The sequence below is a fragment of the Mesorhizobium sp. NZP2234 genome, from assembly GCF_013170765.1.
GTDB classification, from domain to species: domain Bacteria; phylum Pseudomonadota; class Alphaproteobacteria; order Rhizobiales; family Rhizobiaceae; genus Mesorhizobium; species Mesorhizobium loti_D.
The window spans coordinates 1227321-1246751 of the sequence record NZ_CP033364.1; the positions used below are offsets into that span (position 1 = coordinate 1227321).

Sequence of the window (19431 nt, forward strand, 5' to 3'; positions counted from 1 at the left end):
GTCAGGCCAGCATGTAGATGTTGCGCATGGTCTCATGCACGGTGCATTCGCCCGTCCAGCCGGCAGGGAACATGACCACGGTCCCGGCCGACACTTCTATCACTTCACCGACATCCGACCGGTAGGTCGCACGGCCGGCGACGAAATGGCACAATTCATCGCGCGGGATCGAGAGCCGCCAGCGGCCCGGCGTGCACACCCAGATGCCGGATTCCGGCTGGTTGTTCGGGCCCTTGTGTACCAGCCTGCCGGTGGAATGCGAGGCGCCTTCCAGCACGTCAGGCTGGGCGCCCCAGTCGACGAGATCGGTGCGGTTGGAGGCCTGATGGAGGTGTGGGGCGGAAGAGGTCACAGCAGTTCCTCCAGCAGCCCAGCCGCCTTTTCCGGGCCATTCTGCGCGTGCATCTGTGCTGATGTCTTCGCCAGCTTAGCCTTCATCCTGGCATCGGTCAGGCAGGTCTCGATCTTCGCGGTCAGCTCGGCATCGTTCCAGTCGTAGCGCGGCATGCCGAAGCCGTGGCCGGTTTCCTCGACCCGGGTGGCGTTGTCGTGGCCGTCCCAGACATAGGGCATGATGATCGCCGGCTTGCCGAAATAGAGGCACTCGGTGAACGAGTTGTTGCCGCCATGGTGGATGACCGCATCGACCTGCGGGATGACCGAGGGCTGCGGGAACCAGGTCTCGACGATGACGTTGCCGGGTACGTCCGTGTACTGGTCCTTGTAGCCGCCGACATTGACCAGAGCGCGGTAGCGCGTCTTGCCCAGCGTCGCGATGATACGCTTCAGCAAGTCGACATCGCCGGCGCCGAGGCTGCCGAAGGAGACATAGAGCAGCGGCCCATCATTGTTCTTCGCGAAGGTCGGTATCGCATAAGGTTTCTCCTGCCGCACGCAGCCTTCGAGATACTGGAATTTCGCCGGATCGAGCGGATGGCGGCGCTTGAATTTCGCGGCCTCGGGATAGAGCAGCAGATTCAGATAGGGCGACGACTCGAAGAACTGGCCAACCGGATAGGGCGCTTCGTTGTTGGCGGTGAGAAAGGCATTGAAGTCGTCATGGATCGGCTTGATCACCGCGTTGAAATGGTCGCGGTAGCGCTGGTGTCCGGCATGATCGTTCTCGCCGCAGCCGGAGAGATGCGGTGGGATATTCTCGTCCTCGATCTCGTTTTCGGAACAGGAGATGACACGCACCCACGGCTTGCCGAATTGTTTTATGGCCGGGAACAGGATGACGTTGTCGACGCAGATCACGTCGGGCTTGATGGCGGCCAGCACGCCTGGCAGATCCTTCTGCGCCCATTTGGCGCTGTCGACGATCGCGGTCCAGCAATCCTTGACGTAATTGTCGACCTGATCGTAGGGCGACTTGCGGAAATTCGGGATGTGGCCGTTGATGAAATCCTCCCAGAATTTTGCCATCTGCTCTGGCGGCATCGGCTCGGAGAGGTTCACCGGATGCGCCTCGAAACCGTAGCCCCTGTAGACCTCGACAAAGCCGGGGTCCGACAGGAACACAGCCTTGTGGCCGCGCGCCTCGACGGCTTGCGCGATGCCGACGGAATTGAGCGCCGGGCCGTAGGCGGCTTCTGGAAAAAACGCGATCGTCTTCTGCGCCATCAGGCTTCTCCTCTATTCCTCAAAAATTCTGACATCGGCGGCGTCCCAGCCGAGTTCGACCTGGTCGCCTGATGCGACAGGCCGCCGGTCGGCGGCGTCGGCGGTGACCCGCACCAGAAACGGTTTTGGCGACAAAAGCGTGCGGACATGCAGCTGCAGGTCGAGTCCGTGATAGGCCAGCGCCTCGACCGTGCCGGTGGCGCGGTTGGCGGTCTCGGCTGACGGGAACAATCGGATGCGTTCGGGCCGCACCGACGCGACAGCGGACGCGCCAGGTGAAAGTGTGGCGGGGACCTTGCCCGTGACGCGCGCGCCGCTCGCGGCCAGCACGCCATCGGCGGCAGCCTTGCCGGGCACGAAATTCATCACGCCGATGAAGTCGGCGACGAAGCGATCGGCCGGATGTTCATAGATCGCGTGCGGCGTGTCGCATTGCAGCAGTCTGCCGTCTTTCAGCACCGCCATGCGGTCGGCCATGACCAGCGATTCTTCCTGGTCGTGGGTGACGATGACGAAGGTGATGCCGACCTCGTGCTGCAGGCGCTTCAGCTCCAGCTGCATGGCGCCGCGCAGTTTCTTGTCGAGCGCGCCGAGCGGCTCGTCGAGCAGCAGCAGGCGCGGCCGCTTGACCAGGGCGCGGGCGAGCGCGACGCGCTGCTTCTGGCCGCCGGACAATTGGTCAGGCTTGCGGTCGGCGAACGGGACCAGTTCTGTGGTCGCCAGGATGGCGTCGACGCGGGAGCGGATTTCCTTAGCCGGCAAGCGCTCCATTTCCAGCCCGTAGGAGACATTGGCGCGCACGCTCATATGCGGGAACAGCGCGTAGGACTGGAACATCAGGTTGACCGGCCGCTTGTTGGGCGGCGTCCGGGCGATGTCCTTGCCGTCGAGCAGGATGCGTCCGTCGGTCGGGGTCTCGAAGCCGGCCAGCATGCGCAGGAGCGTGGTCTTGCCGCAGCCGGAGGGCCCAAGCAGCGCGAAGAACTCGTTCTCCCTGATGTCGAGCGAGATGCCGTCGACAGCGGTGACCCGGCCGAATTTCTTCGACACATGGTCGATGGCCAGCAGCGTGCGCGGTTCGCTCATTGGCCGATAATCCCTCGATTGAGCCGCTGCGACAGGGTGAGCGCGGTGATGGAGACGGCCATGACGATGGTCGCCAGCGCATTGATCTCCGGCGTGATGCCGAAACGGATCATGGCGTAGATCTGCATCGGCAGCGTGGTCGAGGCACGGCCGGCACCGGATGTGAAGAAGGCGATGATGAACTCGTCGACCGAAAGCGTGAAAGCAAGCAGCGCGCCGGCGATCACCGCCGGCAGGATGACCGGCAAGGTCACGCGCCGGAAGGTGGTTACGGCGGAGGCGCCGAGGTCGGCGGAGGCCTCGGCGATCGACCAGTCGAAACTCTTCAGCCGGGCACGCACCACCGAGCAGACAAAGGCGAGGTTGAAGACGACATGGGCGAGGATGATGGTGTGCAGCCCCATGGTCAGGTTGAGCATGGAAAAGAACGACAGCAACGCGATCGCCAGCACGATGTCGGGAATGATCATCGGCGCGAAGATCAGCGCTTCCAGGCCCCTGCCGTATTGCCGGCGCATCTCGACGCCGATCGCCAGCAGCGTGCCGAGCAGCGTTGCGATGGCGGTGGAGACCAGCGCCACGATCAGGGTGTTGAGCGCGGCGGAAAGGATCGCGGAGTTGTTGGCCAGCGAGGCATACCATTTCAGCGAAAAGCCCGACCATGCCGTCGGCAGCCCGCCTTCGTTGAAGGACAGTGCGACCAGCACGGCGATCGGTATGTAGAGGAAAGCGAAGACGAGGGTAAGCACGAACCAGAGCGTGCGCCGCGTGGCTGGGGAACGCTCAGCCATCGACATTACCTTTGGCCTCGGCCACCCGCCCCGAGGCGCGGTCGGCGGCCAGCGCTTGCGCCATCAGCACCAGAAGCATGATGGCGATCAGCGCCATGGCGAGTGCCGCGCCGAAGGGCCAGTCATTGGCGGTCAGGAACTGGTCGTAGACCAGATTGCCGATCATCTGGAAACGGCCGCCACCGAGCAGGGCCGGGGTGACGAAATTGCCGATCGACAGCACGAAGACGAAGACGGCGCCGGCGGCTATGCCGGGCACGGTCAGCGGCAGGATGACACGGCGAAAGGTGGTGGCGGCCGAGGCGCCGAGATCGCGCGAGGCTTCGGCAAGCTCCGGGTTGAGCCGGGACAGAGGCGCGTAGCAGGCGAGGATGACGAAGGGCAGATAGTTGTAGACCAAGCCGGCAATGACGGCGCCTTCGGTATAGAGCATCGACGGCGGCTCGCCGGCGTAGCCGAACCAGCGCAGCAGTTGCGTGATCAGGCCTTCACGGTTGAGCAACACGATCCAGGCGTAGGTGCGGATCAGGTAGTTGGACCAGAACGGCAGCACGGCGAAGAACAGGAACACCGGCTGCCACCGGCGCGGCGCGGCAGCGATCGCATAAGCGGCGGCATAGCCGACCACCACCGCGATCAGGGTGGCTGTGCCGGCGATGCGCGCCGATTTGAGGAAGATGCCGGCATAGAGCGGGTCGAAGACCAGCCCGAAATTCTCCAGCGTGAAGGTATAGTCGATGCCGCCATAGATGCCGCGCCGGAAGAAGGCGAGCGCCAGCACCAGCGCGCACGGCACCACCATCAGCGCGGTCAGCCAGACCAGCGCCGGGGCCATCAGCAAGGAGGAACGAAGTCGGGTCTGGGACAATTCAGGGTACCGCTCAGGGCCGGCAGACGAAGCGCTGCCGGCCGTGATATCCGCGCCGCTTACTGCGCGGCCTTGATCTCGCTGACGATCTTGGAATAGTCGCGCTGGGCTTCGCCGACGTCACGCAGCTGCTCGAACTTGACGAGATCGGCCACCGGCATCGCCATGTTGGGGAATTTGGCGAGGAAGTCGGCCGGCAGGCTTTCCATCGCCGGCTTGTTCGGCACCTTGTAGTCGATGTTTTGCGCCGCCCAGGCGTGGTTCTTGGCGTCGAGCATGAAGTTGATGAACTTGAAGGCGTCGTCCTTGTGCTCGGAAGCCTTCATCACCACCATCGTGTCTACCCAGAGATCGGAACCTTCCTTCGGGATGACGTATTTGATCTCGGGTTTTTCGGCGATGCCGTAATTGCACCAGCCGTCCCAGGCCTGCACCATCAGCGCCTCGCCGGAAACCAGCTTCGAATAGAAGGTGGTGTCGTCATAGGCGAGCAAGGTCTTCTTGGCCGAGATCAGCAGGTCCTTGACCTCGGCCATCTTGGCCGGATCGGTCTCGTTGACGGAAAAGCCCTTGTCGAGCTGGCCGGCGGCCAGCAGCCAGCGATCGGTCGCCAGCATGGTGGTCTTGCCCTTCAGCTCGTCGGAAGGGGCGAGCAGGTCGCTCCAACTCGTTGGCGCCGCCTTGACGAGATCCGAGCGGTAGCAGAGGCCCGTCGTGCCCCAGGTGTACGGCACGGAGAACGTGTTGCCGACATCGTGCGGCAGTTTCGTTGCCTCGGGATAGAGGTTGGCGAGGTTGGGGATCTTGGCGTGGTCCATCGGCTCGGTCAGGCCAAGCTTGTTCAGCACTTCGGCGAAGGGCGAGGAAACGAAGACCACGTCATAGCCCTTGCCGCCGGCGGCGATCAGCTTGCCCATGATCTCTTCATTGGTGGCGTGCACCACGACCTCGCCGGAGACGCCGGTCGCGGTCTTGAAGGAGGCCATGGCATCGGGCGCCATGTAGCCGTCCCAGTTGGAGATGACGAGGCCGGCGGCCATTGCCGGTGCGGCGGACAGCGCCAGGGCAAGGCCGACAGCGATTGAAGAAACCTTGAGCGCACGGCGCCGCGGGCTGGTAGCGGTCATGGCAGACTCCCATTCCGGTTGATCGTCGAATTCTGTGCTGGACCGGGTGCGACCCACGCCGCTGCCCTCGATCCTGTTCCCTCGGTCTTTTTATCGCCGATTGCACTGACAGTACTATTGCAGAAAAAAGTACGTCAATCCATAATTTGCCAACCGACCGAGGAATCTGGCCGATTGCGCTTGTCCCGGCGATCGGCCAAACCAGTGAGGTCCCATCCGTCCGCCGAGACCAGTCATGCAAGCCGCAGCCCGACGCCCTCGCACCAACCATCTCGATCTGGCACAGCGCATCCTGGATGTGGCGCGGCAGCGCGGCTTCGAGCCCGGCGCGCGCCTGCCTGAGCAGCAGATCGCTTCGCTGTGCAATGTCTCGCGCACGCCGGTGCGGGCAGCACTCAGCCTGTTGGCGGAACGGGGCGTCGTGCGCTGGGAGGCCGATACCGGTTACCACCTGGCGGTCGACCTCGCAGCGCAGCCGGCTATTGCCACCGAGCTTCCCAGCGCGGAGGAGGACGAGCTTGCCGAGGCGATCCTGCGCGACCGTTCGGCGCGCAGGCTGGACCAGACGGTGACCGCCGCAGCGTTGATGCGACGCTACAATGCCGAGCGGAAGACGGTACTAAAAGCGCTTAATAAACTGACGGAAGAGAATCTGCTGGACCGGGCGCCCGGACAGTCATGGCTGTTCCGCCGCACGCCCGACGATCCGGAGGCGCAAGGCGAAAGCTATGAATTCCGCCTGGTGCTCGAGCCCGTGGCGATCCTGACGCCGGGCTTCCGGCTGGACGGCGCGCGGGCGGCGGCCTTGCGCCAAGGCATGGACGCGCTATCGGCGCTGCCGGATGCCGCCTTCGACACGCGCGAGTTCCAGCGGCTGGATATAGATTTTCACGGCATGATCGCCGAGGGCTGCGCCAATCGCTTCGTCGCCGACGCGCTGGCCGATCACCTCAGGCTGCGCCGGCTGCCGGGCCTCTACGGCGGCGTCAACGTCTTCCGGCTCCGGCAATCCTTGCTGGAACACCTGAACATACTCGACCATCTCGAAAGCCGGCAGTATGAGGTGGCTGCAGATCTGCTTCGCATCCACCTGCGGCTCTCCCGCAACCAGCGACCGCAGGCGGCCAGCCGCGGCGCCCCCGCTCTGTTCAGCATGATCAGCCGGCCGGAATGAAGAGGATTAATTGACGCGTAAAGCCAGCCCGACCATCGCGCTGTTTCCCGAAGCCAGTTTCGGGGCGGCGCTGAATTGCGTCGGCATCGCGCAGGCGTTGCGGGCCAAGGGCGCCAGGCCGGTCTTCATCTGCCATGCCGGCTTCTCCGGCGTCTTTGCCGACTATGGTTTCCAGGAATACCAGCTGCCGACCGACGAGCCGCTGAGCGACAGCGAGCGCCAGAGCTACTGGCAGGCCTTCGTGCGCCGGCACCTGCCGCATTTCAGGCTCAGCCCGATCGACCAGCTCGAAACCTATGTCGCGCCGACCTGGCAGGCGATCGTCGATACGGCGGTCAATGCCGAGGGACCGCTGCGCCGATTGCTGGCGCGGCTGAAGCCGGACGCGGTGGTACTCGACAATGTCATCATGTTCCCTGCGATCGCCGCCGCCGGCTGTCCCTGGGTGCGCGTCGTCTCCTGCGCGGAGACGGAGCTGCCCGACGCCCAGGTGCCACCCTATCTGTCCGGCCTCGGCGCCGATGATCCGCAACGCGCGGCGTTCGAGGCCCGCTATCTCTCGGCCTCCGCGCCCGCGCATGACCGCTTCAACCGTTTTCGTGTGGACGCCGGCCTGGCGCCGTTGCCGAAGGGCCTGTTCCTGGAAAGTTCGCCCGACCTCAACCTGCTGCTGACGCCGACGATCGTGCGCCGCGAGCGTGCCAAGCCGCTCGATCCGGCCCGCTTCGTCTATCTCGAGGGCTGTGTGCGGTCGGAAGGACCGTTCGAGGTGCCGGTCTTCCCGCGCAATGGCGGACCGCTGGTCTATGTCAGCTTCGGCAGCCTCGGTGCCATGGATGTCGGGCTGATCGAGCGCATGCTCGCCGTCTTCGACAGGCTGCCCGCGCGCTTCATCGTTAATGCCGGCGGCCTGCGCGACGCATATCGCGCGGTGCCTGACAATGTCTATCTCGACGCCTGGTTTCCGCAGCCTTCGGTGGTGGCGAAGTCAGACCTGTTCATCCACCATGGCGGCAACAACAGCTTTTGCGAGGCGCTGCGCTTCGGCGTGCCGTCGCTGATCATGCCCTATTGCTGGGACGGACACGACAATGCGCGCCGCGCCGAAGAGACCGGCACCGGCGATCATATCGGCCGCGACGGCTGGACCGAGGGAGTATTGGAGAGAGCCATTCTCGGCCTGCTGGCCGATAACGCCATGCGCGCCCGCCTGAGGGACAATGCAGCCCAGATGGCGCTGAAACCCGGAACGGACGTGGCCGCGCAAGCCATACTCTCCCTGATACGGACGTGAACGAAATGCTCGACAAGAACACGAATACCTCTCTCTCCAGCGGCAACGACCCCAAGGCCTGGCTGGGCCAGCACGGCATCAACGAGGTCGAATGCCTGGTGCCCGACATGAACGGCGTGCTGCGCGGCAAGGCGCTGCCGGCGGCAAAATTCCTCAAGGCGCTGGAAGACCGCGCGCTCTATCTGCCAAGCAGCGCCTTCCTGGTCAGCATCGACGGCCGCTATTCCGGCTCGATCGACGAGGGTTTTGCCTATTCGGACCCGGACATGCGCATGGTGCCTGATGTCTCGACGCTGTGCCTGGCGCCCGGCGCTGGGGCGGGGAAAGCCTATGTCTTCGCCGACGCCTTCCACATGGACGGCAGGCCATGGATGGCCTCGCCGCGCCACGTGCTGCGCGCCGTGCTCGATCTCTACCGCCAGCGTGGCTGGCGGGCCGTGGTGGCGCCGGAGGTCGAGTTCTATCTGACCGCGCATAATCCCGATCCGGACAAACCCCTGACCGCGCCGTTCGGGGCCAATGGACGCGCTGAAACCGTGCAGCATCCCTATGACATGGCGGCGCTCGAGGAGTTCGAGCCGGTGATCCGGCGCGTCTATGAGTATGCCGCGGCCGCCGGACTGCCGCTCGACACGCTGATCCACGAATCGGGCACGGCGCAGCTGGAGATCAATCTCCTGCATGGCGACGCGCTGCCGCTGGCCGACCAGGTGCTTTTGTTCAAACGGTTGACGCGCCAGGCCGCGCAGCAATACGGCATGCATGCGACCTTCATGGCCAAGCCGATCGCCGCGCAGGCCGGCAGCTCGATGCATCTGCACATGTCCGTCGTCGACGACGCGGGCAACGCGCTGTTTGCCGGCGCGGATGATGCCGACACCGAGATGTTCGGCCATTTCATCGGCGGCCTGCAGAAATATGTCCCCGAAATCATGCCGCTGTTCGCGCCCAATGTGAACTCGTTCCGCCGCATAAGGCCAAACCACAGCGCGCCGGCCAACATCGAATGGTCGCATGACAATCGCTCCTGCGGCCTGCGCGTGCCGGCCGGCGGGCGCGCCGCGCGGCGGGTGGAGAACCGCTTGCCGGGCGCCGATTCCAATCCGTATCTGGCGATCGCCGGCTCGCTGCTCGCCGGCTATCTCGGCGTCGAGCAGAAGCTGGCGCGCTCGGCCGAGGCGTCGGGCAATGCCTACAAGATCAAGAGCACGCTGCCGAAGACCATGGAGGAGGCGCTCGATCGTTTCGAGGCTTGCGACCCGGTGCGCAAACTGCTCGGCGAGGATTTTTTCCAGACCTATCTGCGCGTCAAGAGCGTCGAGCTCGACCTGTTCCAGAGCGTGGTGACGAGCTGGGAACGCGATCATCTGCTGCTGAAGGTGTGATCATGGCATCTTCGACAGGCTTCAATTCCGGTCTCGATATCGGCAAATCCTACTATGTCGCCACGGCCAATCCGGCGCCTGATCATCCGGCGCTTGCCGGTGATGTCGAGGCCGACCTGGTCGTCGTCGGCGGCGGCTGCACCGGGCTGTCCGCCGCCTTGCATGCCGCTGAGCGCGGCTTGAAGGTGGTGCTGCTCGAAGGCGGCAAGATTGGCTGGGGCGCTTCGGGGCGCAATGGCGGCCAGATGATCCCCGGCCTGCGCAAGGGCGCCAAGGGTCTGGTCAAGCTCTACGGTCCCGAGCGGGCGAAGGTGCTGTTCGACCTCGCCTTCGAGGCGCGCGGCCTGGTGCTCGACATCATCGAGCGCCATGCCATCGATTGCGACGTGAGGCTGACCGGCCATCTGGTCGGCGCGGTCAACGGCTCCGACCTCAAGGATCTGGAAGAAGAGGCCAAATGCCTCGAGAGCGTGATGAAATTTCGCGACGTCGAGATCCTGTCGGCGACGGCCGCACGCGCCAAGGTCGACACGCCCTATCACGGTGCCATGTATGAGCCGCTCGGCGGCCATATGCACCCACTGAACTACACGCTCGGCCTTGCCCGCGCGGCCGCGGCCGCCGGCGTCGTCATCCATGAGAATTCGGTGGCGGTGAAGCTGGAGCGCGAGCCTTCGATCCGCGTCTCGACATCGAAGGGTTCGGTGCGGGCCAAACATGTCGTGCTGGCGGGCGATGCGCTGCTGCACGGGCTGGAGCCGCGCGTCAACAGCCGCATCATGCCGGTCGGCAACTACATCGTCGCTACCGAGCCGCTGGAGGGCAAGCGCAATGTCATCCCGGCCAATGTCGCGGTGTCCGACACACGCTTCGTCGTCAACTACTACCGCATGTCGGCGGATGGCCGCCTGCTTTTCGGCGGCGGGGAGCGCTACACGCCGTCGCCGCCGGCCGACATCGCCGGCTTCGTGCGGCCGCATATGGAAGGCACGTTTCCGCAGCTTAGGGGTTGCCGCATCGATCATGCCTGGGGCGGCCTGGTTTCGGTGACGACGTCGCGGCTACCGCATGTCGGGCACTATGGCGAGGTCTATTTCGCGCATGGCTATTCCGGCAAGGGCGTCATCCTGTCGACACTGTCGGGCAAGCTGCTCGCCGAAGCGATCACCGGCGATGCCTCACGGCTGGATCTGTTCTCGACGCTCACGCCCATGCCGTTCCCCGGCGGCACGGCGCTGCGTGGGCCGCTCTATGTGCTGGGCATGCTGTGGTACGCGATGCGGGACCGGATCAAGCATTGAGGTTGCCGGATGCGGTCTAGACGACAAAAAAATCCTCGATGCGCTCTCTGGCTCCAAGCAGCGCCGGCAGGATTTCCCGCTCCATCTCGGCGACGTTGAACCGCGCCGACTGGGTCGAGACATTGATCGCCGCGACCGTGCGCTTCGCCCGGTCGCGGATCGGCACGGCAATGGAGCGCAGGCCGAGCTCCAGTTCCTCGTCGACGATGGCGAAGCCGTCCGCCTTCGCCTTGCCAATGGCGCCGGCCAGCGCACGCTTATCGGTGATGGTCTTTGGCGTTCGTCTCTCGATGGTCGCCTGGCCGAGAAATGTGTCCAGTTCCCCTGATGTCAGGCCGGCAAGCAGGATCCGTCCCATCGAGGTGCAGTAGGCCGGCAGCCTCGTGCCGACATCGAGCGAGACGCTGAGGATACGGCGGCCGGGAATACGGGCGACGTAGACGACATCCTCGCCCGACAGGATCGCGGCCGAGCAAGCCTCGTTCAGTTGTGCCGCCACGGCCCGCATGATGGGGGCGGCAAAGCTCCAGAGGGAGGCGCCGCCGAGCCATGTGCGGGCAACAGTCAGCAGGCGGGGCGACAGCGAAAACACGCGGCCGGCCTGTGTGGCATAGCCCGTGGCAACCAAGGTCAGCAGGAAGCGGCGGGCGCCGGCGCGGGTCAGGCCCGCCTCCTCGGCCATTTCGGTCAGCGTCATGCCCGCCGGATGCCGGGCCAGGATTTCCATGACGGCAAGGCCGCGTTCGAGCGAGCCGACATGATCGCGGGAAGGGGTCTCGTCGTTCATCTCGCCTCCGCGCAAGGGCGTTGTCGCCAAGATTGACTCCGCGCCCTTAACCGGACTAGAAGTATCACATACAAAACATATGTTCGCAATACGAACTTTTTGGATTGGAGCCCTGGCGATGGTCAAGTTCCTGCCGCTCAAGCAGGCCGTTGCGGAGAATCTGAACAATGGCGACTCCGTCGCCTTCGAGGGCTTCACCCATCTGATCCCGACAGCCGCCGCGCATGAGGCGATCCGCCAGGGATTTCGCGACCTGACCCTGATCCGCATGACGCCGGACCTGATCTACGACCAGATGATCGGCATGGGCATGGCGAAGAAGATCGTCTTCTCCTATGTCGGCAATCCCGGCGTCGGCCTGCTGCGGCGCGCGCGCGACGCCATCGAGAACGGTTTTCCCCGGCCGATCGAGGTCGAGGAGCACAGCCATGCCGGCATGGCCAATGCCTATGAGGCGGGCGCGGCCGGCCTGCCCTGCGCGGTGTTTCGTGGCTATCGCGGCGCAGGCCTCGCGGCGGTCAACCCGAACATAAAGTCGGTTACGTGTCCGTTCACCGGCGAGGTGCTGGCGGCGGTTCCTTCGATCCGTCCCGACGTCACCTTCATCCATGCGCAGAAGGCCGACAAGAAAGGCAATGTGCTGGTCGAGGGCATTATCGGCATCCAGAAGGAAGCGGTGCTGGCGGCCAAACGCGCCGTGGTGACCGTCGAGGAAGTGGTCGACAATTTCGACGATCTCCATCCCAATCTGACGGTGCTGCCACGCTGGACGATCGCGGCGATCTCCGTCGTGCCGGGCGGATCGCACCCATCCTACGCGCATGGCTATTACGCACGCGACAACGCCGCCTATCTGGAGTGGGACGAGATCGCCGCCGACCGTGAGAAATTCCAGGCCTGGATGCAGGCAAACGTCATCGAGAAGAGCGCCGGTGACTTCGCCGGACGTGTCGAGCATCTGAGGAAAGCGGCATGAGCGCGATAGGCTTCACCCCCAACGAGATGATGACCATTGCCGCCAGCCGAGCGTTGAAGAACGACGATGTCTGCTTCGTCGGCATCGGTGCGCCGTCGGCCGCCTGCAATGTGGCGCGACTGACGCATGCGCCCGACATCACGCTGATCTATGAGAGCGGCACGATCGGCACCGCGCCTGACGTGCTGCCATTGTCGATCGGCGATGGCGAATTGTGCGAAACCGCTGTCACCACCGTCGCGGTGCCGGAAATGTTCCGCTACTGGCTGCAGGGTGGCCGCATCTCGATCGGTTTCCTGGGGGCTGCCCAGCTCGACAAGTTCGGCAACATCAACACCACGGTGATCGGCGATTATTTCCATCCCAAGACCAGGCTGCCCGGCGGTGGCGGCGCGCCGGAGATCGCGACCTCGTCGAAGGAAATCTACATCACCATGGCGCAGACCAAGCGTGGCATGGTCGAAAAGATCGACTTCTTCACGTCCTTCGGCCATGGCGAGGGCGGCGACCATCGCCAGCGGCTGGGCATCGACACATCGGGCCCTACCTTGCTGATCACCGATCTCGCCATCTGGAAGCCGGACCCGGTGACCAAGGAATTCACCGTCGTGTCGCTGCATCCGGGCGTCACCCGCCAGCAGGTGCAGGAAAGCTGTGGCTGGGTCGTTAGGTTCGCCGAGGCGCTTGACGAAACACCGGCGCCAAGCGAACTCGAACTCAATACATTGCGCGACCTGCAAACCCGCACCAGGGCGGCGCATGAGGGAACCGGAAAAGCAAAGGCTGCATGACATGGCCGAGGCCTATATCTGCGACTATATCCGCACGCCGATCGGCCGCTTCGGTGGTTCGCTGTCCTCGGTACGCGCGGACGATCTCGGCGCCATCCCGCTGAAGGCATTGGTCGAGCGCAATGCCGGCATAGACTGGCAGGCGGTCGATGATGTCGTCTATGGCTGCGCCAACCAGGCCGGCGAGGACAACCGCAACGTGGCGCGTATGGCGCTGCTGCTGGCCGGCCTGCCGAAGGAGATCCCGGGTTCGACCGTCAACCGGCTGTGCGGGTCGGGCATGGACGCGCTGACCATCGCCGCCCGCGCCATCAAGGCCGGCGAGGCGGAATTGATGATCGCCGGCGGCGTCGAATCGATGAGCCGGGCGCCGTTCGTCATGCCCAAGGCCGACACGGCCTTTTCGCGCAATGCCGAGATTTACGACACCACCATCGGCTGGCGCTTCGTCAACCCGCTGATGAAAAAGCAGTACGGGGTCGATTCGATGCCTGAAACCGGCGAGAACGTCGCCGAGGATTTTGCCGTCTCGCGCGCGGACCAGGACGCCTTTGCCGTGCGCAGCCAGGACAAGGCCGTCGCCGCGCAGGCCAATGGAAGACTGGCCAAGGAGATCACGCCGGTGACGATCCCGCAGCGCAAGGGCGATGCCGTCGTCGTGTCGAAGGACGAGCATCCCCGTGCCGGCACCACGGTCGAGACGTTGGCCAAGTTGCCGACGCCGTTCCGTCAGGGCGGCACGGTGACGGCCGGCAATGCCTCCGGCGTCAATGACGGCGCGGCGGCGCTGATCGTTGCTTCCGAGGCTGCTGTGAAGAAATACGGCCTGACGCCGATCGCCCGCATCCTTGGCGGCGCTGCTGCCGGCGTCGCGCCGCGCATCATGGGCATCGGCCCGGCGCCGGCCACCGAGAAACTGTGCGCCCGGCTTGGCCTGACGCCAAAAGAATTCGATGTCATCGAGCTCAACGAAGCCTTTGCCTCGCAAGGCATCGCCGTGCTGCGCCAGCTCGGCATCGCCGAGGATGCACCGCACGTCAATCCGAATGGCGGCGCCATCGCGCTTGGCCATCCCCTGGGCATGTCGGGCGCACGCATCTCCGGCACGGCGGCGTTGGAGCTGCGCGAACGTGGCGGCCGCTATGCCCTGGCCACCATGTGCATCGGCGTAGGCCAGGGCATCGCCATCGCGCTCGGAAGGGTCTGATCGCGCGATTCCCTGGCTTGCCGAATCATGGTCGGATTCGGTGCGTCGCCAAATTTGACCATGTGGACAAAAGCCCGGCCTCGTTCCATAGTTCCCCGCGCATGACCCCGAAAATCGAAATCGATTTTCCGAAAGGATCATGCGCAGAACTAAGAAGCTACAGCGTCCTTTGCGCGTCCGAGGGACGCGCGGCGCTGTAGGCTGATTTCTAGAACAGCCGGCTCGACACGGCTGTCGAACAGAGGGGACTGCAATGGAAAACCGGAAGACCAAATTCCAATCGACACGCGAAGGGATTTCGCGACGCAATGTGCTGGAACTCGGCGCGCTTGGCCTGGCAGCGGCGATGCTGCCGGGCGCAGCCTTCGCCAAGGACAAGAAACTGAAGGTGGCGGCGATCTTCGCCACGCCGATCGAGGAGCCCTGGGACAACCAGATCCATGTCGCCCTGCAGAAGGCCGAGAAGGAACTGGGTATCGAATACAAATGGTCCGAGAAGGTGCAGACCGCCGATTTCAGCCGCGTCATGCGCGAATATGCGCAAGGCGGCTACCAGCTGGTGCTGGGCGACGCCTTCGCCGCCGAGCGCGAGTCGCGCCGCACGGCCAAGCAGTTCCCCAAGACGGCCTGGCTGTTCGGCTCGGGCGCCGGTCCGGCGGAGCCCAATTTCGGTGTCTTCGACAACTGGATCCATGAGCCGGCCTATCTCTCGGGCATGATCGCCGGCAAGATGTCGAAATCGGGCACGGTCGGCGCCGTGGCGGCGATGGGCATTCCGGAAGTGAACCGGCTGGTCAACGCTTTCTTTGCCGGCGCCAAGGAGGTCAATCCGAACGTCAAGAAGAAGGTCGCCTTCATCGGCTCCTTCTTCGATCCGCCGAAGGCCAAGGAGGCCGCGGTGGCGCAGATCGATGCCGGTGTCGACGTCATCTATGCCGAGCGCTTCGGCGTCATCGAGGCGGCGGTCGAAAAGAAGATCTACGCCATCTCCAACATGTCCGACCAGTCGAGCCTCGGCCCCGACACGGTCATCACCGGCCCGGTCTGGGATATGTATCCGACCGTCGAACAGGCGATCAAACTGGTCAAGGCCGGGGTCTACACCGCGCAGGACTATGGCGATTTCTCGCGCATGGCCAAGGGCGGCTCCTATCTCGCCCCGTACCACAAGTTCGACAAGACGCTGCCGGCTGACGTCAAGGACCTGGTCGAGAAGAAGAAGGCCGAAATCCTGGAAGGCAATTTCCGCGTCGACGTCGACGAGAACACGCCGGTTTCGGATTAGAGCGGATTTCCCTCCCCCTTGAGGGGAGGGTGGCTCGCAGGACCGGTGGGGTCCGCCGCGCCGCGCTCCATCTTGTTAAGTTATAGGTTGAGGCAGCCGAGGTGACCCCTCCCGCCTCGCTTCGCTCGGCACCCTCCCCTCGAGGGGGAGGGGCATCTCCGCAGGAGTCCCCTTGCCCGCCCCACTCATCGAAATGCGCGGCATCACCAAGAGCTTCGGCGCCGTCAAGGCGAACGAGGCCGTCGACCTCAGCGTCGCGCCGGGCGAGATCCTTGGCCTGCTGGGTGAGAACGGCGCCGGCAAGACGACGCTGATGAACGTGCTGTTCGGCGCCTACGCGCCGGACGCCGGCGAAATCCTGATCCAGGGCCGGCCAGTGAGGATCACCAGTTCGGCCGATGCGCTGGCCGCCGGCATCGGCATGGTGCACCAGCATTTTCATCTTGCGCCACGGCTGACGGTCCTGGAAAATCTGCTCATCGGCATCCCGGGAAAATCCGGGCGGATCGATCGCGCCGGCGGGCTGGCGCGGTTGGCCGAAATCAGCCGCCAGCATGGGCTGACGCTTGATCCCGATCTGCCGGTTTCGGCGCTGTCGGTCGGCGAACAGCAGCGGCTGGAGATCGTCAAGGCGCTGTTTCGCGGCGCCAGGCTGTTGATCCTCGACGAGCCGACGGCGGTGCTCGCGCCAAGCGAGGTCGACGGACTGTTTTCAGCGCTGCGCTCGATGGCGGCACAGGGCCTCGGCATCATCTTCATCTCGCACAAGCTCAACGAGGTGCGGGCGCTCACCCATCGCTGCACCGTGCTGCGGCATGGCCGTGTCGCGGGCCGTGTCGACGATCCGCCCAACACGACGTCGGCTGCGATGGCACAACTGATGTGCGGCCACGAAATCGTGCCGCCGGCAAGGGGCGCGTCGACGCCCGGTGCCGACGTGCTGACGCTCGACGGCATTTCCACCTCGCGTCATTCAGGCACAGTGCTGCGCGACGTGTCGCTTGCCGTTCGCGCCGGTGAAATCCTCGGCATTGCCGGCGTGTCGGGCAATGGCCAGCGGGCGCTGGCGGAGGTGATCTCCGGCGTGCGCGCGCCCGATGCCGGCCGGATGACGATCGCCGGCCAGAAGGTGTCGCGGTTCTCGCCGCGCGAGGTGCAGGCGCTTGGCCTCGGCCGCATCCCGGAAGACCGCATGACGACCGGCCTGGTCACCAATCTGCCGCTCGCCGATTCGATGGTGCTGCCGCGCATCGGCACCGCCGCGTTTTCAGCCAAGGGCCTGCTCAAGCCTGACGCGATCCGCGCCTTCGCCGAGGCGCAGATCAAGGCCTATGATATCAGGTGCCCCGGGCCGATGACCCGAGCCGGGGCGCTGTCCGGCGGCAATCTGCAAAAGGCGCTCCTGGCGCGCGAGCTCGCCTTCGATCCGAAAGTGCTGATCGTTTCCCAGCCGACGCGCGGCCTCGACATCGGCGCGGCGCGCTTCATCCACGAAAAATTTCTCGACATGCGGACCAAGGGCTGCGGCATCATCGTCATCGGCGAGGATCTCGAAGAACTGCTCGTTCTCTGCGACCGCATCGCGGTGATGTATGAGGGCCGCATCGTCGGCACGCTCGACAGCGCCGATACGACGATCGCGCGGCTCGGCCTGATGATGACCGGGGCGGGGGGCCACAGCTGATGTTTCGCCTGGAAGTCCGCACCTCCACGCCCGCCTGGTTCAATCTGGCACTGCCGCTGCTGGCGATCGGCGCCACGCTTGTCCTGTGCAGCGGCCTCATCGCGCTGGCCGGCGCTGGCGTGCTCGAATCCTACGGGGTGATGTTCACGGCCTCGCTCGGCGACAGCTATGCTATCACCGAAACGCTGGTGCGCGCCGCACCGATGATCTTCACCGGGCTGGCGGTCGCCGTCGCCTTCCGCGCCAAATTCTGGAACATCGGCGCTGAAGGGCAATTGCTGGCCGGCGCGGTCGCCAGCTGCTTCGTCGGCGCGATCCCGATGCCAGGGGCGCTCGCCATGCTGCTGATGGCTGTCGCGGGTGCCGCCGCCGGAGCGGCCGTCGCCCTTGTTCCCGCGACGCTGCGGGTCAAGTTCAGGGTTGACGATGTGGTGAGCTCGCTGCTGCTCAACTCGGTCATCTACTACGCGCTGATGGCGCTGATCGAAGGGCCGTGGAAGGATAGTTTCAGCGGCTATCCGATCTCGCCGCCGATCGAGGATTCGGCCAACTTTCCGGTGCTGATCGAAGGCACGCGCCTGCATCTCGGCGTCGTGGTGGCGCTGATCGCCGCGCCTCTGATCTGGTTCCTGATCGCGCGCACGACGCTTGGCTTCAGGATCAGGGTCACCGGCGAGAATCCGGAAGCCGCACGCTATGGCGGCATCCATGTCGAACGCGTGCTGCTGTCGACCGCGCTGCTGTCGGGTGCGCTGGCCGGGCTTGCCGGCGTCGGCGAAGTCGGCGGCGTGCATTTCCAGGTGATGAGCGACATCTCGCCGGGCTATGGCTATTCCGGCATCGTCGTTGCCATGCTGGCGCGCCTCAACCCGCTGGGCGTGGTGCCGGCGGCGATCTTCCTCGCCGCCGTGATGACCGGCGCCGAGGCGATGTCGCGGGCAACCGGCGTGCCGGCCTTCCTCAGCGATGTCATCCAGGGGACAGCGCTGCTCGCCATGCTGGTGGCGCTGCTGTTCACCGCCTATCGCATCCGCCGCGTGGGGACAGCCTCATGAGCGCGGTGTTCGAACAGATCTTCCAGGTCGGCTTCCTGGCCGCCATCATCCGCATCGCCACACCGCTGGCCTTCGCCACCCTGGGTGAAATGTTCTCCGAGCGGGCTGGCGTGCTCAATCTCGGCATCGAAGGCATCATGCTGCTTTGCGCGATGACCGGCTTCACCGCCACCAGCCTGAGCGGCAGCTTGTGGCTCGGCGTGCTGGTCGCGGTGCTGACCGGCATGCTGATGGGCGCGCTGCACGCGCTGTTCACGGTGGCGCTTGGCCTCAGCCAGCATGTCTGCGGCATCGGCGTCACTTTGTTCTCGTCGGGCCTCGCCTATTTCCTCTACCGGCTGATCTTCGGCCAGCAATCGGTGCCGCCAAGCATCAAGGGTTTTCAGACGCTGCCGATCCCGATCCTCTCCGACATTCCAGTGTTGGGGCCGGCTTTGTTCAACCAGTTCGCCCTGGTCTACATGGCGATCCTGGCCATCCCGCTCGCCGCCTTCGTGCTCTACCGCACGCCTTGGGGCCTGTCGGTGCGCATGGTCGGCGAGAACCCGCGTGCGGCGGACTCGGCTGGCGTCAGCGTCATTGCAACCCGCTTCCAGGCTGTCATTCTCGGCGGGGCGCTGATGGGGCTCGCCGGCGCCTTCCTGTCGATGGCGCAGTTCAACGCCTTCACCTTCGGCGTGGTGTCGGGGCGTGGCTGGGTGGCGATCGCGCTCGTCGTGTTCGGCCGCTGGGACCCGTGGCGCTCGGCGGGCGCGGCGCTGCTGTTCGCCTTCGTCGATGCGCTGCAGCTGCGCATGCAGGCGAGCGGGCTCGGGCATATACCCTACGAAGCATTCCTGATGCTGCCCTTCATCTTCACCATCGTCGCGATGGCTGTGATGTCGCGCAATGCGGTGGCGCCGTCGGCGCTGCTGAAGCCGTTTCGAAGGGAAGAGCGGTAGGACCCGGTTCCTCTCCCCCGATCGACGGGGTAGAGGAAGGGCGCCAAGCTGTCCCT

At 64.9% G+C, this 19431-nt stretch carries 18 protein-coding genes; 11 read left to right on the forward strand and 7 right to left on the reverse strand.

All coding sequences use genetic code 11. The features are described 5' to 3' along the window. Position 1: 1 nt before the first annotated feature. The 6 genes from EB230_RS05940 to EB230_RS05965 all read right to left on the reverse strand — a co-directional run bounded on the left by EB230_RS05940 (position 2) and on the right by EB230_RS05965 (position 5495). On the reverse strand, positions 2-352 hold the full coding sequence (locus EB230_RS05940; RefSeq protein WP_056574853.1) for a cupin domain-containing protein: 351 nt from the start codon (positions 350-352) through the stop codon (positions 2-4). Next, complete coding sequence (locus EB230_RS05945) at positions 349-1623, reverse strand: glycosyltransferase (protein ID WP_172371809.1); 1275 nt, start codon at positions 1621-1623, stop codon at positions 349-351. The genes EB230_RS05940 and EB230_RS05945 overlap by 4 nt, the downstream gene beginning before the upstream one ends. Before the next feature lie 12 nt (positions 1624-1635). Beyond that, positions 1636-2709, reverse strand: coding sequence for an ABC transporter ATP-binding protein (locus tag EB230_RS05950; protein ID WP_172371810.1), 1074 nt, complete (start codon positions 2707-2709; stop codon positions 1636-1638). Beyond that, positions 2706-3500, reverse strand: coding sequence for an ABC transporter permease (locus tag EB230_RS05955; RefSeq protein ID WP_172371812.1), 795 nt, complete (start codon positions 3498-3500; stop codon positions 2706-2708). Before EB230_RS05955 ends, EB230_RS05950 begins: the two co-directional genes overlap by 4 nt. Continuing rightward, the gene (locus tag EB230_RS05960) at positions 3493-4335 is read right to left on the reverse strand and encodes an ABC transporter permease (protein ID WP_056574866.1); all 843 of its coding nucleotides are present in this window, start codon (positions 4333-4335) and stop codon (positions 3493-3495) included. The genes EB230_RS05955 and EB230_RS05960 overlap by 8 nt, the downstream gene beginning before the upstream one ends. Positions 4336-4427: 92 nt before the next feature. After that, positions 4428-5495, reverse strand: a complete 1068-nt coding sequence (locus EB230_RS05965; RefSeq protein ID WP_056574869.1) for a spermidine/putrescine ABC transporter substrate-binding protein — start codon at positions 5493-5495, stop codon at positions 4428-4430. A 235-nt stretch (positions 5496-5730) separates the two neighbouring features. Here EB230_RS05965 and EB230_RS05970 point away from each other — a divergent pair, with 235 nt between their 5' ends. From EB230_RS05970 to EB230_RS05985, 4 genes are read left to right on the forward strand one after another with little or no spacing between them, the layout of a single operon-like run. Then, positions 5731-6669 carry a GntR family transcriptional regulator gene (locus EB230_RS05970; protein WP_172371813.1) on the forward strand — a complete coding sequence of 313 codons (939 nt, stop codon included), beginning with the start codon at positions 5731-5733 and terminating at the stop codon, positions 6667-6669. A 10-nt stretch (positions 6670-6679) separates the two neighbouring features. After that, positions 6680-7963: a glycosyltransferase gene (locus EB230_RS05975; RefSeq protein WP_172371815.1), complete on the forward strand. Its 1284-nt coding sequence runs from the start codon at positions 6680-6682 to the stop codon at positions 7961-7963. A gap of 5 nt (positions 7964-7968) precedes the next feature. Then, the gene (locus EB230_RS05980; protein WP_056576417.1) at positions 7969-9348 is read left to right on the forward strand and encodes a glutamine synthetase family protein; all 1380 of its coding nucleotides are present in this window, start codon (positions 7969-7971) and stop codon (positions 9346-9348) included. A 2-nt stretch (positions 9349-9350) separates the two neighbouring features. After that, entirely contained in the window at positions 9351-10649 is a 1299-nt protein-coding gene (locus tag EB230_RS05985) for an FAD-binding oxidoreductase (RefSeq protein WP_172371817.1), read from the forward strand. A 16-nt stretch (positions 10650-10665) separates the two neighbouring features. Here EB230_RS05985 and EB230_RS05990 read toward each other — a convergent pair whose 3' ends face one another. Then, entirely contained in the window at positions 10666-11436 is a 771-nt protein-coding gene (locus tag EB230_RS05990; protein ID WP_172371819.1) for an IclR family transcriptional regulator C-terminal domain-containing protein, read from the reverse strand. A 118-nt stretch (positions 11437-11554) separates the two neighbouring features. Here EB230_RS05990 and EB230_RS05995 point away from each other — a divergent pair, with 118 nt between their 5' ends. From EB230_RS05995 to EB230_RS06025, 7 genes are all read left to right on the forward strand, one after another. After that, positions 11555-12412 (forward strand): CoA transferase subunit A, encoded by an 858-nt coding sequence (locus tag EB230_RS05995; RefSeq protein WP_172371821.1) that lies wholly within the window; start codon positions 11555-11557, stop codon positions 12410-12412. After that, entirely contained in the window at positions 12409-13203 is a 795-nt protein-coding gene (locus tag EB230_RS06000) for a CoA-transferase subunit beta (RefSeq protein ID WP_172371823.1), read from the forward strand. The genes EB230_RS05995 and EB230_RS06000 overlap by 4 nt, the downstream gene beginning before the upstream one ends. A gap of 1 nt (position 13204) precedes the next feature. Then, entirely contained in the window at positions 13205-14410 is a 1206-nt protein-coding gene (pcaF, locus tag EB230_RS06005) for a 3-oxoadipyl-CoA thiolase (protein WP_172375009.1), read from the forward strand. Positions 14411-14663: 253 nt separating this feature from the next. Next, the gene (locus EB230_RS06010) at positions 14664-15695 is read left to right on the forward strand and encodes a BMP family protein (RefSeq protein WP_056574893.1); all 1032 of its coding nucleotides are present in this window, start codon (positions 14664-14666) and stop codon (positions 15693-15695) included. A gap of 172 nt (positions 15696-15867) precedes the next feature. Beyond that, positions 15868-17379, forward strand: a complete 1512-nt coding sequence (locus EB230_RS06015; RefSeq protein WP_172371825.1) for an ABC transporter ATP-binding protein — start codon at positions 15868-15870, stop codon at positions 17377-17379. After that, positions 17379-18434, forward strand: coding sequence for an ABC transporter permease (locus EB230_RS06020; RefSeq protein ID WP_056574901.1), 1056 nt, complete (start codon positions 17379-17381; stop codon positions 18432-18434). The genes EB230_RS06015 and EB230_RS06020 overlap by 1 nt, the downstream gene beginning before the upstream one ends. Then, the gene (locus EB230_RS06025) at positions 18431-19375 is read left to right on the forward strand and encodes an ABC transporter permease (RefSeq protein ID WP_172371827.1); all 945 of its coding nucleotides are present in this window, start codon (positions 18431-18433) and stop codon (positions 19373-19375) included. Before EB230_RS06020 ends, EB230_RS06025 begins: the two co-directional genes overlap by 4 nt. The last annotated feature ends 56 nt before the right edge of the window (positions 19376-19431 follow it).

Coding starts and splice junctions, on each gene's coding strand:
- EB230_RS06000 (WP_172371823.1), top strand. CDS start 12,409: ATGAGCGCGATAGGCTTCACCCCCAACGAGATGATGACCATTGCCGCC.
- EB230_RS05965 (WP_056574869.1), bottom strand. CDS start 5,495: ATGACCGCTACCAGCCCGCGGCGCCGTGCGCTCAAGGTTTCTTCAATC.
- EB230_RS05995 (WP_172371821.1), top strand. CDS start 11,555: ATGGTCAAGTTCCTGCCGCTCAAGCAGGCCGTTGCGGAGAATCTGAAC.
- EB230_RS05950 (WP_172371810.1), bottom strand. CDS start 2,709: ATGAGCGAACCGCGCACGCTGCTGGCCATCGACCATGTGTCGAAGAAA.
- EB230_RS05970 (WP_172371813.1), top strand. CDS start 5,731: ATGCAAGCCGCAGCCCGACGCCCTCGCACCAACCATCTCGATCTGGCA.
- EB230_RS06020 (WP_056574901.1), top strand. CDS start 17,379: ATGTTTCGCCTGGAAGTCCGCACCTCCACGCCCGCCTGGTTCAATCTG.
- EB230_RS05945 (WP_172371809.1), bottom strand. CDS start 1,623: ATGGCGCAGAAGACGATCGCGTTTTTTCCAGAAGCCGCCTACGGCCCG.
- EB230_RS05980 (WP_056576417.1), top strand. CDS start 7,969: ATGCTCGACAAGAACACGAATACCTCTCTCTCCAGCGGCAACGACCCC.
- pcaF (WP_172375009.1), top strand. CDS start 13,205: ATGGCCGAGGCCTATATCTGCGACTATATCCGCACGCCGATCGGCCGC.
- EB230_RS05985 (WP_172371817.1), top strand. CDS start 9,351: ATGGCATCTTCGACAGGCTTCAATTCCGGTCTCGATATCGGCAAATCC.
- EB230_RS06025 (WP_172371827.1), top strand. CDS start 18,431: ATGAGCGCGGTGTTCGAACAGATCTTCCAGGTCGGCTTCCTGGCCGCC.
- EB230_RS05955 (WP_172371812.1), bottom strand. CDS start 3,500: ATGGCTGAGCGTTCCCCAGCCACGCGGCGCACGCTCTGGTTCGTGCTT.
- EB230_RS05960 (WP_056574866.1), bottom strand. CDS start 4,335: ATGGCCCCGGCGCTGGTCTGGCTGACCGCGCTGATGGTGGTGCCGTGC.
- EB230_RS06010 (WP_056574893.1), top strand. CDS start 14,664: ATGGAAAACCGGAAGACCAAATTCCAATCGACACGCGAAGGGATTTCG.
- EB230_RS05990 (WP_172371819.1), bottom strand. CDS start 11,436: ATGAACGACGAGACCCCTTCCCGCGATCATGTCGGCTCGCTCGAACGC.